Raw genomic sequence first — 16,199 nt, forward strand, 5'->3', positions numbered from 1 at the left:
GGTCTGTGATGTAGGGTAGATAGTATTTACCCTTCTAAAGTATTGGCTGTTTTGCGCGGGCTTAAAGCGCTTAAGTCTTGAGCAAAACTAAAGGGTTCAACTATGACGCATTCTCCCAAAGTGGACAAGTCTCATTCTCAATCGTTTGCGAGTGGATCAGTTTGTCTAATAGGAGCAGGGCCAGGTGATGCTGAATTGCTCACGCTCAAGGCATTGAAGCGCCTTCAGTTGGCGCAAATTGTCTTTTATGACCGTCTTGTCGGTGCTGATATCATGGATTTGATACCTGAGGATGCGGTGCGTGTGCCTGTGGGGAAATCCAAAGGCGACCATTCCGTTCCGCAAACGCAAATACATGTGAAACTTATAGAAGCGGCGAAAGCTGGCTTGCGTGTGGTGCGCCTTAAAGGCGGTGACCCATTTATTTTTGGGCGCGGCGGCGAAGAGGTGCAGGCGTTAAGGGCAGCAGGCATTGTTTGTGAAGTGGTGCCGGGTATTTCGTCAGCGCTTGGATGTGCGGCGGCTCACCAAATTCCTTTGACGCATCGTGATCATGCTCAGTCGGTTACATTTGTGACTGGCCATGCGAAATTAGGCGATATACCTGATCTTGATTGGAACGCTCTGGCGCGCGCTAATCAGACTGTCGTTGTCTATATGGGCGTTGGCACTGCACCGGCTATTACAGACCGATTGATGCGTGCTGGTCGTGATGGATCAACGCCTGTAGCAATCATTGAGAATGGTACGCGGGCTGATGAGAAAGTTGTGTATGGGCAGTTAGAGCGCCTGCCTGATTTGCTCGAATTAAATAATATTGCCGGACCAGCGCTTTTGGTTATTGGTGAGGTTTCAGCGCTTGGTTTGAGAACGTTGGCTGAATCTGAATTTCAACATTTTTCTGGGGAGGCAGTGCAATGAGTTCTGTACGTCCAAAACTAAAACCTGAAGTGCCTAAACTTGTGACGGCTTGGGATGCGCCAAATGGTTATACGATTTATCGCACCGCCTCTGGTGACTGGACGCAAAAAGTGTCAGAAGCCGAGATCGTGACGCATGACGCCGCAGATGAAGCATTGGCTTTAGCTGTTAAAGATCAAACGCGTGCAAATGACCCCTATTTGATGGAAGTCTCAGAAGATGGTCAGATTATCGGGCGCGAAACTCTAAGAGAGAGCATTCGTGCGAATGGTCCGACATGTCACCCCCAATATGGGCGTCAGGCTGGAGACGCATAATGCCTTCTCGTAATATCTCTAAAATGACTCTCTATGGAGATAGCATAAGCGGCAACTGCCTGAAGGCTCGTTGGGTCGCTGAATTGACAGAAACACCCTATGATTGGGTGGAAATGAATCTGTTAAAAGGTGATACGCGTTCAGAAGCATTTCTAGCGATCAATCCTGCTGGGCAAGTGCCTTTGGCGCGCTGGCCGGATGGGCGCATTTTGCCTCAATCTAACGCAATAATGCTTTATCTTGCGGAAGAGGCAGGATCTGACCTTATCCCAGATTCAGCCTTTGAACGGGCGCAAATGATGTCTTGGTTGTTTTGGGAGCAATACACGCATGAACCTGCGATTGCAGTGCGTCGTTTTAAGAAAGTGTACCTAAAACAAGCCGATGACGAGATTGATCCTGAGTTAATGGCCAAAGGGCGACGCGCCCTTGGAACATTGGAAATGCAGCTTAATTACTCTGACTATCTTGTCGGTGAAGCGCTATCTTTGGCCGATATTGCGTGTGTCGCATACACACGCTGGGCGCATGAAGGTGGCTTTGATATTAATGAATTTCCCGCTGTGCGCCGCTGGGTAGCACGCGTTGAAACGGATTTAGGGCTTGAACATGCCCATCCTGAACTTTCCCACGGAGACGAATAAATATGTACCGTTATGATGAATTTGACGAACAAATGGTTCGTGATCGCGTGGCCCAGTTCAAAGGTCAGGTTGCGCGTCGTCTATCTGGCGAATTGGATGAAGACCATTTTAAACCATTGCGCTTGCAAAATGGTGTCTATCTGCAATTGCACGCTTATATGCTGCGTATTGCAATTCCTTATGGGCAGTTGTCGTCCAAACAAATGCGCACATTGGCGGATGTCGGTGAGAAATATGATAAAGGCTATGGCCATTTCACGACACGTCAGAACATTCAGTTCAACTGGATTGCGCTAAAGGATATCCCAACTGTTTTGGAAGAGTTGGCGAATGTTGAAATGCACGCCATTCAGACATCTGGGAACTGTATTCGTAATGTGACGACGGATCAGTTTGCTGGGGCGACAGCTGAAGAGATTGAAGATCCACGCCCTTGGTGTGAGATCATCCGTCAATGGTCGACTTTTCATCCTGAATTTGCGCACTTGCCGCGCAAGTTTAAAATTGCAGTAACAGCGGCTGAGAACGACCGTGCAGCTATTCGTGTGCACGATATCGGCTTGCACATGAAGCGTAATGGTGCGGGTGAAGTCGGGTTTGAAATCATTGTTGGGGGCGGTCTTGGCCGTACGCCGGTCATTGGAACCACGGTTAAAGACTGGGTTGCCAAGGATGATATTCTTGATTGGCTTGAAGCTATCATGCGCGTTTACAATCTGCATGGTCGCCGCGACAATAAATATAAAGCACGTATCAAAATCTTGGTCACTGAGCTGACACCTGAAGTGTTTACCCAACAAGTGGATGCCGAATTTGCGGCGCAGCGCGACGAAGAAAAAGTGCGTTTGCCGCAAGAAGAAGTTGATCGTATTTCAGACTATTTCAAAGCGCCAGCATTTGAAACTTTGCCAGCTGACTCAAAAGCGTTTGAAGAAGCCAAAGCAAATGATGCAGCGTTTGCAAAATGGGCTGAGACGAATTTGTCTGCGCACAAAGTAGATGGATATACGTCTGTCACTATTTCATTGAAGCCGTTGAATGTCGCGCCGGGTGATGCGACATCAGCTCAAATGCGAGTTGTGGCTGATATTGCTAAAGCATATTCATTTGATGATTTACGCATTACCCACATTCAAAACATTGTGCTGCCACATGTGAAATTGGATGAAGTTTATAATGTCTATCTTGCACTAGATGATGCTGGTCTTGGGGCTGATAATGTGGATTTGGCTTCTGACCTGATTTGTTGTCCGGGGCTTGATTATTGTAACCTTGCGAATGCGCGCTCGATTCCGGTTGCGATGGAAATCCAAAACATGTTTTCCAAATATGACCGCGAATTGGGTAAGCTACACATCAATATTTCTGGCTGTATCAATGCATGTGGTCACCACCATGTTGGCCATATCGGTATTCTAGGCGTCGATAAAAAAGGTGAAGAATTCTACCAAATCACCTTTGGTGGGCGCGCTGATGAAAAAGCACGTATTGGAGACATTCAAGGACCGGGACTTCGCTATGAAGAAGTGACGCCGGCGCTGGAACGTGTGGCCAAGAAATATTTGGAAATTCGTGAAGCATCTGACGAAAAATTTATCTCAACGCTGGAGCGCCTTGGCGCTGAGCCATTCAAGGAGGCTCTTTATGCCGACAGTTAAATTCGAGAACGGCAAAGCTGGCATTATTGAAGATGCTTTTGTGTGTGTTGAAGAAGGCCAAGCTATTCCGACGGACGGACCTGTATGTGTATCTTTGGAGCGCTTTAAAGCTGAGAAAGACGCGATTCTTGCGCGCAATGGCGACATTGGGGTGCGCTTAAGCGAAGCTGATGATGCGCTTGAGTTGACGGATGTGATTGACCGGTTGTCTCTGGTTGAGGTGACATTTGGTAAATACACAGATGGTCGCGGTTATTCTCAGGCTCAGCTTTTGCGCCGCCGCCTTCAGTTTAAAGGTGAAGTGCGTGCGATTGGGCAGGTTTTGCGTGATCAAATGGATCAAATGGCGCGTTGTGGTATTGACAGTTTCGTTTTTGAACCCACTTCAGGTGAAGCGTCAAATGTGGTCGAAGATGCGATCTCCGATTTCACATATGCATATCAACGCACGTCAGGTGCAACTGTCCCCATTTTTGAGCGTCGTCATGCGGCTTCAAAAACGGTGTCAGAATAAGGAGGCTATCTTTAATGGCCGATACTGGAACCATTCCTGCGAATGAAACACGCGAAGATCGCTTGTTCCGTTTGAATAAAGAATTACGAGATGCGTCTGCACAGACCATCATCCGTGCTGCGCGTAAGCGCGAATTTGGTGAACGCATTTGTTATGTGTCCTCATTTGGTGCGGAAAGCGCTGTGATGTTGGCGTTGATTGCGGATGTGGACCCATCTTTTCCTGTTCTTTTTATTGATACAGGCATGCACTTTCATCAGACACTTCAATATCGTGATGATTTGGTCGAATTTCTCGGCCTAACAGGTGTGAAAACTATTCATCCTGATGAAGAAGAGCGCTTGATCGAAGATCCAAAAAACGATCTTTATAAAACCGATCCAGATGTGTGTTGTGAAATTCGCAAAGTGCGACCGCTAGAGCCTGCTTTGCATGGGTATGATGCATGGATCACTGGACGGAAGCGTTTTCATGGTGGTGAACGTATGCAATTGCCTGTGTTTGAATTTGCAGCTGGTCGCTATAAAGTGAATCCACTCGCGTCTTGGACACCTGAAGATGTGCAATTATTCTTCAAAAACCGGAATTTACCGCGTCACCCATTGCTAGAACAGGGATATCCTTCAATTGGATGTTGGCCATGTACGCAGCCTGCTGAAGATCCAAATGATCTTCGTTCAGGTCGCTGGGCGGGTATGGATAAAACCGAATGCGGCCTACACGTTGAAAAAGGTAATGGGCGTCCTCGTCCTTTCTAGGGCATTTGAGGCTCCTTACAATGAGCGGTTAGAAAGCACGTTCGAACTTGGTTCGGATGTGCTTTTTACTTTTAAGGCTGCTTTTTAGAGTAAAATTTGGAGAATGGGGCATGGGTTATGTTCCGTTGAAATATTCATCTTTAGATTGATTTTGTTTGCTATCGAGGTGAAATTTAGTCCCGTTTTTCATTCATGGCATGAATCTGACTGTTCTAATCCATTCATCACGTGTTAAGAGCGGAACAACCAAGTTAATGACAGGTTAATTTCTGCATGTCTTGGAACAAGCTGGCCATGGGCGCGTTAGTTTGCTGCATCAAAGGGGTAATGCTGTGATGAATATTTCAATTTGGTGGGCGATTCCAGCACTAACAGGGCTTATTGGTGTGTTGATGGTTGGCGGCGGCTTAGGTCGTTTATTCCGATTCAAGATGTTTTCCGGTCTGAGCCGTTTCCTGTTTGGGGGTGTCTTTCTATCCGGTACAGCTGTGGCTGTTTTGGCGGGTATGAATTTGCAGACTTATGCACGTTTAACCTATGAGCGTCCGGCCGCAGAAATTACTTTTTCACAAACTAGTCCGCAAGCATTTACGGCGACGATGCGCGTGCCAACTGGGCAAGGCGAAGACTTTGGTGAACCTGTCATTTTTGAACTGACGGGAGATGCTTTTCGTGTTGATGCCCGTTTTCTGAAGTGGAAACCTTGGGCGAATGTTACCGGGTATGATGCTATTTTTCGTTTAGATCGTCTTCAAGGGCGATTTGATGAAGTGAATCAAGAAAACAACGCGCCCCCAAAAGCTTTTGATTTATCACCTGTGGGTACATCTGCTGCACTCGATATCTATCAATTGTCTCGCAAGAATGAAATTTTCAAAAACCTCAAAGCTGTAGATGCCATATACGGAAATGGTGCTTATGCACCAATGGCGGATGGAGCTGTCTATGAAGTGGTTGCGACTCAATCTGGTCTTGTGCCGCGCCCCAAAAATGAAGCTGCACGTGAAGCTGCATTGCAATGGGGGGCACCAACATCCTTAAAAACACCTAGTTTGGGGCAGGTTGGAGAGTGAAATAAAAACGCCGCCCAAGACATAAGGTCTAAGGCGGCGTGTTCATAATCTAATAAAGCGCTGTAATTAGGCGCTGAGACGCGGTGCGATTTCAAAATTAGCATCACCCATTGCTGGACGAATAATTTGAACCACAGATTTTGGAAGGTCGAGTGCTTCAGCAGCGCTAGCGACGAATTCCTCTTCCGCTTCGTGGATGTTTCCATCCGCAGCAGCGACATGCCAGAGTGCTTCCATAAGGTCCATGCGGTCTTCTTCAGGAGAATAACGCAAGGCCCCCAAGGCTTCGTTTAGGCGGTTGCCAGATGTGCGACCCAAAGCAGCATTATCGCCGGGTGCCCACGGGCGCTCAGGTTCATCAGAACCTAAGTTGTTCAGGTAATCATAGGCTGCGTCTACTTCTTGATCATTGATTGTTTGATCAGCTTTGATCAAACCCATGAGAAGGGTAGCTGCAGACATTCTAAATTTAGATGGTAGCATCTAATGGAACCTCAATAGTGTGTGTGCCTATGACCCTAATTTGCATCAGACTCTTTAATGCTCGCTTAATTGAAGAAAAAAGAGTTTTAATTTTTTTGCTAAAAATGAAGATGATGTTTTTATCGCAGCTGCACAGTGTGTGACTTTGATGGAAATATCGAATTGAGTTTATTCATTTTTGAGCTAGTCTATTTGGTATTCGACGTCTGTTGTTGTGAAGAAGGCCGTGAATACCATGTTTAGTCAAACTTTCATGGATGGTTGTGATCGTTTGCAGTCCGCCAAAAGTCAGGAAGAAATAACGAAAGCTATTCAAGGTTTTGTTGAGAATAAAGGATTCTGGTCTTTTAATTTTGGATATCTAGACACGTTGAATTTCTCTAGAGCTGATGCCCCGCTTAAATTCATTTCGACAATGAGTGACGATTGGGCTGAGCACTATATGAATGAAAAATATGAAGAAGTTGACTTTGCTGTTCGGGAACTACGCAAAGAAAGACCAACGCCAATATTGGTCGGATATGAACTCCAAAAAAAAATGCAAGTGCTTACCAGCGATGAAGAAAAATATTTAAGAGACGCTGCTGAGGCAAATTGGCAAAATGGGTGTGTTATTCCTTTAGGGTCTTTGCCGATGGATAATAAGCCACCGGCGGGTATTGGGGTTGCATCAGAGTTGCGTGAGAAAGAGTTTCTGAAGGTCTGGGAAGCTGGGGCGAGTGAAATATTGGTTTTTATGAACTTCATGAACCAAGTTCTGTCCCAATCCATAGCTGATCTATTATATAGCATAGAACCACTAACTGATAGAGAGAGAGATTGTCTGGCATTTCTGGCGCGAGGACTGCGGCCGGATCGAATTGGAGATGAACTTTCAATCGCGACAGTCACGGTGAATATGCATATTCGAAATGCTAGATATAAGCTCAAAGCGACAACAAACGCTCATGCTGTCGCAAAAGCGATCCGATTGAATTTTATATAAGACCTATCAATTTTGATAGGTTGCGACTTATTTGCAATTAGCTATATTGTATATAGCGTACCTCTGGGTTGAAATGGGACGTAAGGAACACACTATATTCGTGTTCTATCAACAAGCACATTATATTCGTGTTTAATACGGTCAGCTAATTAGCTGGCCGTATTTTTATTTGGTTCAAACCAAAATCCATATAGCGGGTGATGAAGTGTCTTGAGAATGTGTTGAATTGTCTCAACCTTGACTCTTCTATGCCTTTGCGCCTAAACACCACGATCTTTCCGCGTAGCTATACCTGCGCCTTGATCTGGGACGACCCTGTTTCATCAGATGAGCCCAGCATAAGCACCCTCGCTCAGCGCCTAGCGCCCAGCGGGGTTAACTTGCTTTGTGCGCGTTTTATGCGTGCAATTGAGGAGCGTGACTGTTGCAAGGAAAGGCGAGTGACGCCATCTTGGCCTTATGGTTAAAACCGGCATCATTCCAATAGAATTAAAGGAGATCGCGCATGTTTGACGCGCTAACAGATAGACTCTCGGGCGTATTTGATGGCCTGACCGGAAAGGGTTCCCTTTCTGAAAAAGACGTGTCGTCTGCGCTGCGTGAAATTCGTGTAGCTCTTCTTGAGGCTGATGTTGCGCTTGATGTCGTCAAGCAATTCATTGCCGATATTAAGCCTAAAGCCGTTGGTGAAGATGTTATCCGCTCTGTGAAGCCGGGACAGCAAGTCATTAAGATCGTAAATGATGGCTTGGTTGAAATGCTTGGCGGCAATGAAGAAGCCCAAGGGCTTCGCATTGATAATATTCCAGCCGTCATCATGATGGCAGGTTTGCAAGGCTCTGGTAAAACGACCACAACAGGCAAACTTGCTCGACGCCTGAAAAATCATGACCGTAAAAAGGTTTTGATGGCATCTTTGGATGTGTATCGTCCAGCTGCGATGCATCAGCTGAAGGTTTTAGGTGAGCAGATCGAAGTTGATACGCTGCCTATCACTGATGGCCAAATGCCGGTCGATATCGCCAAGCGCGCTGTCAATGCAGCCAAGCTTGGTGGCTATGATGTTGTTATCCTTGATACGGCTGGTCGCACAACGCTTGACGAGCAAATGATGGGTGAGGCTGCGCAAGTTGCTGAATTCGCCAACCCAGCTGAAACAATTCTCGTTGCCGATGCGCTAACGGGGCAGGATGCTGTTGAGACTGCGCGTCGCTTTAACGACCGTTTGAAGCTGACGGGGCTTATCTTAACACGTATGGATGGTGATGGGCGCGGCGGTGCGGCTCTCTCTATGCGTGCCGTAACAGGTTTGCCGATCAAGTTTCTTGGAACAGGTGAGAAATCTGACGGGTTAGAAGTTTTCGATGCGCGCCGTATTGCTGGCCGTATTCTTGGGCAGGGTGATGTTGTTTCCCTCGTGGAACGCGCTGCCGCTGAACTGGACGAAGAAAAAACCAAACGCATGGCCGAAAAAATGGCCAAAGGTGTTTTCGATCTAGAAGATATGGCCGAGCAATTTCGTCAGCTACAGCGCATGGGCGGCCTAGGCGGTATTATGGGTATGATGCCCGGTGCCAAAAAAGCCAAAGCAGCTATGGATTCCCAAGGCCTTGATGACAAAGTGATCAAGCGCCAAGAAGCAATAATTCTGTCTATGACCCCTAAAGAGCGCGCAAAGCCAGCACTTTTAAATGCCTCACGTAAGAAACGTGTGGCTGCTGGTGCCGGTGTGCATGTCTCCGAAGTCAATAAAGTTCTCAAAATGCACAAGCAAATGGCTGGCATGATGAAGAAAATGGGCAAGGGCGGCATGAAGCAAATGGCAAAAGCCATGGGCGCGATGGGCCAAGGCGGTGTGCCGGGTGGTCAAGCGATGGATTCAGCAGCATTGCAAGACATGGCTGGTAAAATGGGTAGTGGTCTGCCTGGCCTTGGTGGTCCGGGTGGTATGCCGGGCGGCATGGGTGGTTTACCCGGTCTTGGCGGTCCTCGCGGGGGCAAGAAGAAGTAATGACCCAATTCCTTTGTCAGAAATGCCAGCATGATTTGGGCGGTGCTGCTCTCAAGGGTAAGTGTCCTAAATGCGGTGCGAGCTTTAAAGCAAAATTGTCGTCTAAGATTGTCATTTTTGGTTCGATATTCTTGGGCTTTATGTTTGGTCCAATGGTGATCACGCCTTTGGCTATGCGCAACGGCGTTGATCCCCAATCTTTAGCTGGAATGGCGATTGGTATCATGGGCTCAATCACTGCGGTTCTCGTCTTGGGTTCCTTTGCATTGAGAGCGCTGAAACATGATTGGGAGGGCGGTAATGTCTGAAGAAAAGCAGGTGAATGCCCCTCAAGAATTGTTGAAATTGCGGGCATCCATCGACAATATCGACAATGCTGTCATCCATATGCTGGCCGAGCGCTTTAAATGTACGCAGGCGGTTGGAAAGTTAAAAGCCGACCATGATCTGCCACCATCTGATAAGGCCCGTGAAGCGGCACAGATAGAGCGTTTACGTCAAATGGCAAAGGATGCGGATCTTGATCCCGAATTTGCTGAAAAGTTTCTAAATTTCATCGTGACGGAAGTGATCCGTCACCACGAACAGTTTCGCAAATAGCGAACAAAAATCGGTCAATTCTTGACCACATATATTGCCAAATTAGGAGATAACTTATGGCTCTAAAAATTCGTCTTGCCCGTGGTGGTACTAAGAAACGTCCTTACTACCGCATCGTTGTTGCTGACTCACGTATGCCACGTGATGGTCGTTTCATCGAAAAAGTAGGTCACTACAACCCACTTCTTTCTAAAGATGATGAAGGTCGCGTTGGTTTTGATGCTGACAAAATCAAAGAATGGTTGGCTAAAGGTGCTCAACCGACTGATCGTGTAGCACGTTTTATCTCTGAAGCTGGCCTTGTTGAGTGGAAACACGGAAACAACCCAAACAAAGCGAAACCTGGTCAAAAAGCTCAGGAACGTATTGAAGAGAAAAAAGAAAAAGAAGAAGCACGTAAAGCTGCTGAAGAAGAAGCTAAAGAAGCAGCAAAAGAGGCCGCTAAGGCTGCTAAAGAAGCGGCTAAAGCAGCTGCTGAGGCTCCTGCAGAAGAAGCACCTTCTGAAGAAGCTGCATCTGAATAAATTACACTGGAATAAGCCCTGCTATTTTGTGGGTCGGGCTTATTTTTGAATACCTATTTGGCACTATGCTCCTCTTTTCCTTTTTGCGGAAAGAGGAGCATTTAGTTGATTGGAATACTTAATGGATTTGAACATCCGCGAAGCTCAACTTGAAGATATCGACTGGATTGTTGATTTAAACCAAGCAAATGTGCCAGCCGTCGGTTCACTGACGCGAGAAGACTATGTCGATTTAGAACCAAAATGCCATGCCGTGCTGCTTGCTGAAGATGAAACAGGTGAGCGACTTGGTTTTGTTGTTTTGATGGTGAGAGGTCGCGATTATGCGAGCGCGAATTATCAATGGTTTGAAAAAACGCTTGATAATTTCCTCTATGTTGACCGTATCGCTGTTGCTGAAAAAGGTCGCGGAAAAGGTGTGGGGCTAGCGCTATATTCAGAAGCGTTGGATATGGCAGAAGCACAAGGTGCCGAAAAACTTGCGGCGGAAGTCAATATCAAGCCGATGAATGAGATCTCACTCAATTTTCACAAAAAACTTGGATTTGAAGAAATTGGTGAGTTAAATCACCCAGACCAAGGTAAGACAGTTGTGATGCTAGTGCGTTCAACTTTGAATCCGGAAAAATAATCTCAATGCGTGATGAACAGTCTAAAGCAAGTTTGGATCTTGTCGTTGTCGCCCAAATAGGCGGTGCGCATGGTGTGCGTGGTCATGTGCGTGTGCGTTCCTTCACTGTTGTCGCGGAAGATTGTTTTGCATATGGGCCATTGCTTGATGAGAATGGCGATGTGATTTTTACAGCTAAAAGCTATCAGGAAAATAAGGATGGCTTTGTCGTTTGGCCTGTAGAAAATCGTCAACGTGAAGAATGGATGGCGATGAAAGGCGTGCTGCTGCATGTGCCTCGTAATGCTTTGCCAGAGCCAGAAGAAGATGAATTTTACTTTGAAGACCTAATCGGCTCTAAAGTTGTGCATGAAGATGGCCGTGAGCTGGGTCAGGTGCTGAATGTACATAATTTCGGTGCGGATGATTTGTTAGAGCTAAAAAGTCCGCATGGTACGGATTATATGCTGCCATTCACGCTTGAAATTATTCCCAAGGTAGATGTCAAAGCTCAATTGCTGACTGCGAAACCAGAAGAGCAATATCTGCCCGATGCTCTTCGCATTGATGAACCAGATGATGACGAAGCTGACACATCTGAAGACTAACTTAACGACAATTTTTATTCGGTTTTAAAAAGCGGAAATATAATACCGAATGTTTTTCGCGACTGTTTATCAGGTTTTTGCGAATAGCGCCGCCGGGCGTTTTGTCTATCTGCTGAATGCCTAGTTCTTCGTTCAGATATTTTGCGAGATTGTTTGGCATTTTTGCGTCTTCATCTCTCCAGACAGCTAAACAGGCACCTCTACCAGTCGCAGCTGGAAAGGCACTAACGTGATAGTGTGCGTCTAATATGCGTGCATTTGGGAATTGTGTGCGTAAATTACCTGTGAGATGGGGATCTGCACCTATAATTGTGCCGTTTGCAAACCCTTCCATTGAGAGGTTTTGTGCAAATTCATCTATTGGCAAATATGTATGACAGCGCGCTTCTGTGCAGCTCATTATATCTTCGCTCCAATCAATAAAGCGGGCGATCGGAACGATGATAATCGAGATGAGTATAATAGCTGCCAAAGCTCTCATTGCGATAAAATAAGGGCCAGAACGTTGAACTTGAAAGAACAACCAGATTGGAAGCGCGAAAAATACAGGCAACATCCAGATCGTCACGAGCGTATGGCCCGTTATAATTGTGATGATGCTGAGGAAGGCAATGGATAGTCTCAATGTATAAGAAAATAGGCGACGCCAAGTGCGCTCAAATGGACCTTCGTCAACTTCCCGTTTGGGGAAGAATGGGTAAATGAAAGCAAACCACATCGGCCAGAACAGCAATAGGAAAATCACACCTAATGGCATGATGTATTCTACCATTGCGAAGAATAATGCCCGCAATGCTAAGCCACGGCTTAGCACTAGGTCTTTAATGCCTTCTTGTGTGGTGAAGGTAACGTTTTCACCCAAGCCAAAATCCGCAGCATTGAGAGAATTGGCAGGGCCTCCATCTTGCAGCAACCACATAGCATGGCATGCAAATACGGCTATGGTGAAGGCAAGAGTGACGCCGACATGAACCCATGTAATTGCAGGAGGTGATAGTCTATCGCCATTTGCATCATAATGAGGTCTTGTAAGTGATTTCATGCCCATCGCTGCACAAATCAGGCTAAGGGGAAACAAGATCAGATGTAAGTGGCTGAGCAAGCTTAGGCCGACAGAAATTCCAAAAGCAATCCACCATGCATATCCCTTGCTCGTGAGTGATTTTGTCAGACAAAAAAGAGAGATGGAAAGCAAGGTGAAATCTAATACTTGCGGGATCTGGTCTTCATGATTGCTCCACCCCACCATGAAAACGAGCGCCCAGCTGCCTGTGGCTGCTGCGGCTAGATCTAATCGACGATGAAGTAGTCCTGAAAAATCCATCCATTCAAATATGGTCAGCATGGATTTGTAATAAGCGCAGAGGCCTAATGTCATCAGCGCGTATTTTAAAATTGCGATGGAATAAAGATTAACGCCAATTGTATTCTTTAGGCCGGCGAACATCCAAGACAAAAGCGGTGGATGATCAGAACCATACCCCAAGCTGAAAGACTGACCGAGTAGCGCAAATTGGGCTTCATCTATTGTCAGAATAGGTGAGGTAAAGATGCGAATGAGACAATGGAGGATACAATAACCGAGTATTGCACCATATATGAGGCGTTCTTTGGGAAAGCGTCCGTAATTGGCGGACCGTACAGGATCATTTTCGCTGTTTTGAGGGTCAAAACTCACTTCAGTCGAAGAATAGTGTTCCACTGGAATGCCTGCTTATCTATTTGCCCGAGGATCATTCCATTCAGCAGCGACGCCTTGGCCACCACGGCGCACTAACCAAATCATGCCCAATAAATCTACGATTCCTGCACCCAATCGTGAGATAAATCCGTATTTTGAGCTGCCATGCCAGCGTTCACGGTCATTTACGTATTCTTCCTGCACATCCCAACCTGCGCGTTTTATTAGCGCTGGAAAAAACCTATGCATACTTGCGAAATAAGGTAGGTCTCTGAATGCTGTTGTGCGGATGAGTTTGAAGCCGCATCCTGTATCTTTGGCATCATCTTTTAGGCAAAAGCGACGTACACCATTTGCCACACGTGATTGCAGCCATTTAAATCCACTGTCATTTCGGCTGGTTCGGCGGCCTGCGATAATTCCCAGTAAAGCAGGGGCACCTGGTGCGATTATTTCATTCCAGATGCGACGCGTGTCCGCAGGGTCATTTTGACCATCTCCATCTAGTAATTGCACCCAATCGCCTGTGACAGATTTTAAACCCGTAAATAGAGCGGCTGACTTTCCGCTTCTTGCGACGTGAGTAAGCACGGTAACTGTATCAGGATATTTTTCTTTTGCTTGTGCTAGTTCTTCGCCAGTCGTGTCTGCAGATGCATCATTGACGCATATGACTTCAAATGAAATGCCGCCTAAAACTGTGTGCACCTCTTCTAGAAGAGGCGCGATATTCCCAGCTTCATTAAAAAAGGGAATGAGAACTGACAGTTTCAGATTAGATGAAGCCACAATGAACCATAATTTACTGCACGGATAGAGAAGTCCGTTTGTGGAATCATTAGCACAATTCACTATTGCTGAAAGGGATGTGAGGTTACAATTTGAGCGGTTTGATCAAGAAAAATATATATTTGAAGTGTTTCCAGCCTTATTCCTTCATTTCCTTACTTGGTCAAAGGTGGACGTGATGGATATCAGAAGGCTGCGCATATTGAATTGATGTTGGATGTTGGTGATGACAAGTCAGCCCGTACTTCATTTAAGAGGCTTTCAAGAGAAACCCCTTCAAAATTTTCAGCAGAAGAGGATTCGCCTATGTGGAGCGCGATTATCTTACCTGTTGTGAGATTGAAAACAGGAGCACCCGTTTCGGGTGTGATCGTGCCGCGCTTATAGATGACATGGCTGCGACCTGTTTCACTCTGTAAATTTGAGATTTCTATTGTCGCATATCCTAAATTACTTGGAATCGAAAAATCCTGATTTTGCTGAATGGTCGGTGCAAGTGAAAATATACCAATTGGTTCAAATTGTGTATTTAAGTCCTCTGCTTGTGCTCGTCCCAGTGATTTTATGCGGGTAAATTTCTGACAATCAATATCGCTGATGGATATCGCTCGAGCACCTGTGGGGAGTGTGTCTGGAATTTGATGCAGGCTAAAAGCTGGGCGATCCCCATTTTTAAGTTGTGATTGCCAAGCAGTACCCATGGCTTGTATTTGTTTTGAGCCATGTAATGCCGGAAGTTGAATGTCATAACTTTCATTGGATGATGGCTGAACCACAGCTAGTAAGACACGCTCGCTCGTTCGATTTGCAACAAAATGGAAATTGGCATTGTCATTTACTGTCGGTGCTTGTGGAGAATTAGAAGCGAGTAAACCATCATTGAGTGGTGAGTCAGCTAGGTTGAATGTCGGCGTAAGAATGTAATTTTTATCGCGGTAGGCTTCGCCCAGCAATTCTCCAGCGATGATGAGACCTGTATACTGAGTGTCATGCGGGATTGATGATTGTTCCGTTGGAAACTGTATGCGAGCGACTGACCCTGCATGGCTGGATGCGCGGGGGTACCAACCTGAAATATGTGTTAAAACACCGTCCGTATTTGATGAAGGCGCTAGTCTCATGTCTGCATAAAGGCGGGTTTGAACAGCTTCAAGCTGGTTGTTGAGTTGCGTTGTGGACGATAATTTTTCTGATAGCTCAAAGTTTAGTTTTTTTGTTTCTTGCCAGCTAACCCCAAAATACGCGCACGCGCATATGCCTGCGGCTATTAAGGTTAAGCCGAATTTTCCAAAACCAGCGCGTTGTTTCTTTTCTGATTTGTTTTTGTAAGCAGCTAAACTCGCATTAATAAATGCATCTTGCAGTTTTGTGATGTGCGATGAAGTTTGAGGTTTGTTCGCCCGCCAAGACATTGCGCGATCGAGTTCACGTCCAAAAAGCAAAAGTGAATGCGCTTTACCGTGATTTAGCCATTTAATCGCGCTTTTGGATAAGCGAGTATGTTCTTGAACCCATGAATGGTTCGTCTTTAGCTTAGCAACAAGGGTAGCGAGGTTTTGTGCAAAACTCGTGTCGCCTTGAAAGGAGACATACGGTAATTGCAGCATTGCTTCAGGGGCATCACCAGATGATATCGGCTTGATCGGTATGAGATATAGGCGCTTGCCCATATTGTATGCGTCTTCAAGTTCGGATGTGGCTTTGGAATCGTTCAATGCGTCCGGAGTCAGTATGAAAAGAACGGTATCTGATGTGGCAATACGATCTTCGATTTCTAATTTTGGCGGTGCGGGAAGAGAAGCAGGGTTAAAGGATGTGATGACTTCGAAGCCGCACGTGGTTAATCCAGTCAGCAGTTCGTTCGCAAAACTGAGATCAGCTTGCGCGCAACATATGTAAACGCGTAATGCGTTGCTGGGAGTGTCGATCATATCCCCCCCAATTGCCCCTGTTATACTTGATTTCTGTGCGTGATACTCAATAACCGTAAATCGTATTTATAATAAAGACAATGAATTAGAGC

The 16,199-nt window shown here is 46.1% G+C and carries 18 protein-coding genes; 14 read left to right on the forward strand and 4 right to left on the reverse strand.

The genetic code is table 11. From position 1 onward, the window contains the following. The first annotated feature begins 102 nt into the window (after nt 1-102). From cobA to HBAL_RS02530, 7 genes are all read left to right on the forward strand, one after another. Entirely contained in the window at nt 103-921 is an 819-nt protein-coding gene (cobA, locus tag HBAL_RS02500) for a uroporphyrinogen-III C-methyltransferase (protein WP_015826353.1), read from the forward strand. Continuing rightward, nucleotides 918-1,238: a DUF2849 domain-containing protein gene (locus HBAL_RS02505; RefSeq protein ID WP_015826354.1), complete on the forward strand. Its 321-nt coding sequence runs from the start codon at nt 918-920 to the stop codon at nt 1,236-1,238. The genes cobA and HBAL_RS02505 overlap by 4 nt, the downstream gene beginning before the upstream one ends. Beyond that, nucleotides 1,238-1,882, forward strand: coding sequence for a glutathione S-transferase family protein (locus HBAL_RS02510; RefSeq protein WP_015826355.1), 645 nt, complete (start codon nt 1,238-1,240; stop codon nt 1,880-1,882). The genes HBAL_RS02505 and HBAL_RS02510 overlap by 1 nt, the downstream gene beginning before the upstream one ends. 2 nt (nt 1,883-1,884) lie before the next feature. Continuing rightward, nucleotides 1,885-3,540 carry a nitrite/sulfite reductase gene (locus HBAL_RS02515; protein ID WP_015826356.1) on the forward strand — a complete coding sequence of 552 codons (1,656 nt, stop codon included), beginning with the start codon at nt 1,885-1,887 and terminating at the stop codon, nt 3,538-3,540. After that, a complete protein-coding gene (locus HBAL_RS02520; RefSeq protein WP_015826357.1) occupies nt 3,527-4,054 on the forward strand; it encodes a DUF934 domain-containing protein in 528 nt (175 codons plus the stop codon). The genes HBAL_RS02515 and HBAL_RS02520 overlap by 14 nt, the downstream gene beginning before the upstream one ends. Nucleotides 4,055-4,068: 14 nt before the next feature. Continuing rightward, on the forward strand, nt 4,069-4,812 hold the full coding sequence (locus HBAL_RS02525) for a phosphoadenylyl-sulfate reductase (RefSeq protein ID WP_015826358.1): 744 nt from the start codon (nt 4,069-4,071) through the stop codon (nt 4,810-4,812). A 335-nt stretch (nt 4,813-5,147) separates the two neighbouring features. Further along, nucleotides 5,148-5,885 (forward strand): hypothetical protein, encoded by a 738-nt coding sequence (locus HBAL_RS02530; protein WP_015826359.1) that lies wholly within the window; start codon nt 5,148-5,150, stop codon nt 5,883-5,885. Between the two features lie 66 nt (nt 5,886-5,951). On the opposite strand, the gene HBAL_RS02535 is transcribed toward HBAL_RS02530, so the two are convergent. Next, nucleotides 5,952-6,368 carry a TerB family tellurite resistance protein gene (locus HBAL_RS02535; protein WP_015826360.1) on the reverse strand — a complete coding sequence of 139 codons (417 nt, stop codon included), beginning with the start codon at nt 6,366-6,368 and terminating at the stop codon, nt 5,952-5,954. Nucleotides 6,369-6,603: 235 nt separating this feature from the next. On the opposite strand from HBAL_RS02535, the gene HBAL_RS02540 reads away from it, so the two are divergent. From HBAL_RS02540 to rimM, 7 genes are all read left to right on the forward strand, one after another. Beyond that, nucleotides 6,604-7,353: a helix-turn-helix transcriptional regulator gene (locus HBAL_RS02540; RefSeq protein ID WP_015826361.1), complete on the forward strand. Its 750-nt coding sequence runs from the start codon at nt 6,604-6,606 to the stop codon at nt 7,351-7,353. Nucleotides 7,354-7,858: 505 nt separating this feature from the next. Then, the gene (gene ffh / locus HBAL_RS02545; protein WP_015826362.1) at nt 7,859-9,364 is read left to right on the forward strand and encodes a signal recognition particle protein; all 1,506 of its coding nucleotides are present in this window, start codon (nt 7,859-7,861) and stop codon (nt 9,362-9,364) included. After that, complete coding sequence (locus tag HBAL_RS02550; RefSeq protein ID WP_015826363.1) at nt 9,364-9,672, forward strand: hypothetical protein; 309 nt, start codon at nt 9,364-9,366, stop codon at nt 9,670-9,672. The genes ffh and HBAL_RS02550 overlap by 1 nt, the downstream gene beginning before the upstream one ends. Then, nucleotides 9,665-9,964 (forward strand): chorismate mutase, encoded by a 300-nt coding sequence (locus HBAL_RS02555; RefSeq protein ID WP_015826364.1) that lies wholly within the window; start codon nt 9,665-9,667, stop codon nt 9,962-9,964. Before HBAL_RS02550 ends, HBAL_RS02555 begins: the two co-directional genes overlap by 8 nt. A gap of 56 nt (nt 9,965-10,020) precedes the next feature. Further along, a complete protein-coding gene (gene rpsP, locus HBAL_RS17010) occupies nt 10,021-10,488 on the forward strand; it encodes a 30S ribosomal protein S16 (RefSeq protein WP_015826365.1) in 468 nt (155 codons plus the stop codon). A gap of 121 nt (nt 10,489-10,609) precedes the next feature. After that, on the forward strand, nt 10,610-11,119 hold the full coding sequence (locus HBAL_RS02565) for a GNAT family N-acetyltransferase (protein ID WP_015826366.1): 510 nt from the start codon (nt 10,610-10,612) through the stop codon (nt 11,117-11,119). A 5-nt stretch (nt 11,120-11,124) separates the two neighbouring features. Then, nucleotides 11,125-11,706: a ribosome maturation factor RimM gene (gene rimM / locus HBAL_RS02570; protein ID WP_015826367.1), complete on the forward strand. Its 582-nt coding sequence runs from the start codon at nt 11,125-11,127 to the stop codon at nt 11,704-11,706. 1 nt (nt 11,707) lies between these two features. Here the strand turns inward: rimM and HBAL_RS02575 are convergent, their stop codons facing one another. From HBAL_RS02575 to HBAL_RS02585, 3 genes are all read right to left on the reverse strand, one after another. Further along, nucleotides 11,708-13,408 carry an APC family permease gene (locus tag HBAL_RS02575; RefSeq protein WP_015826368.1) on the reverse strand — a complete coding sequence of 567 codons (1,701 nt, stop codon included), beginning with the start codon at nt 13,406-13,408 and terminating at the stop codon, nt 11,708-11,710. 12 nt (nt 13,409-13,420) lie between these two features. Then, nucleotides 13,421-14,176 carry a glycosyltransferase family 2 protein gene (locus tag HBAL_RS02580; protein ID WP_041301338.1) on the reverse strand — a complete coding sequence of 252 codons (756 nt, stop codon included), beginning with the start codon at nt 14,174-14,176 and terminating at the stop codon, nt 13,421-13,423. A gap of 185 nt (nt 14,177-14,361) precedes the next feature. Further along, nucleotides 14,362-16,107: a toll/interleukin-1 receptor domain-containing protein gene (locus HBAL_RS02585; protein ID WP_015826370.1), complete on the reverse strand. Its 1,746-nt coding sequence runs from the start codon at nt 16,105-16,107 to the stop codon at nt 14,362-14,364. Nucleotides 16,108-16,199: the final 92 nt, after the last annotated feature.

The sequence above is a fragment of the Hirschia baltica ATCC 49814 genome (assembly GCF_000023785.1).
GTDB lineage: Bacteria > Pseudomonadota > Alphaproteobacteria > Caulobacterales > Hyphomonadaceae > Hirschia > Hirschia baltica.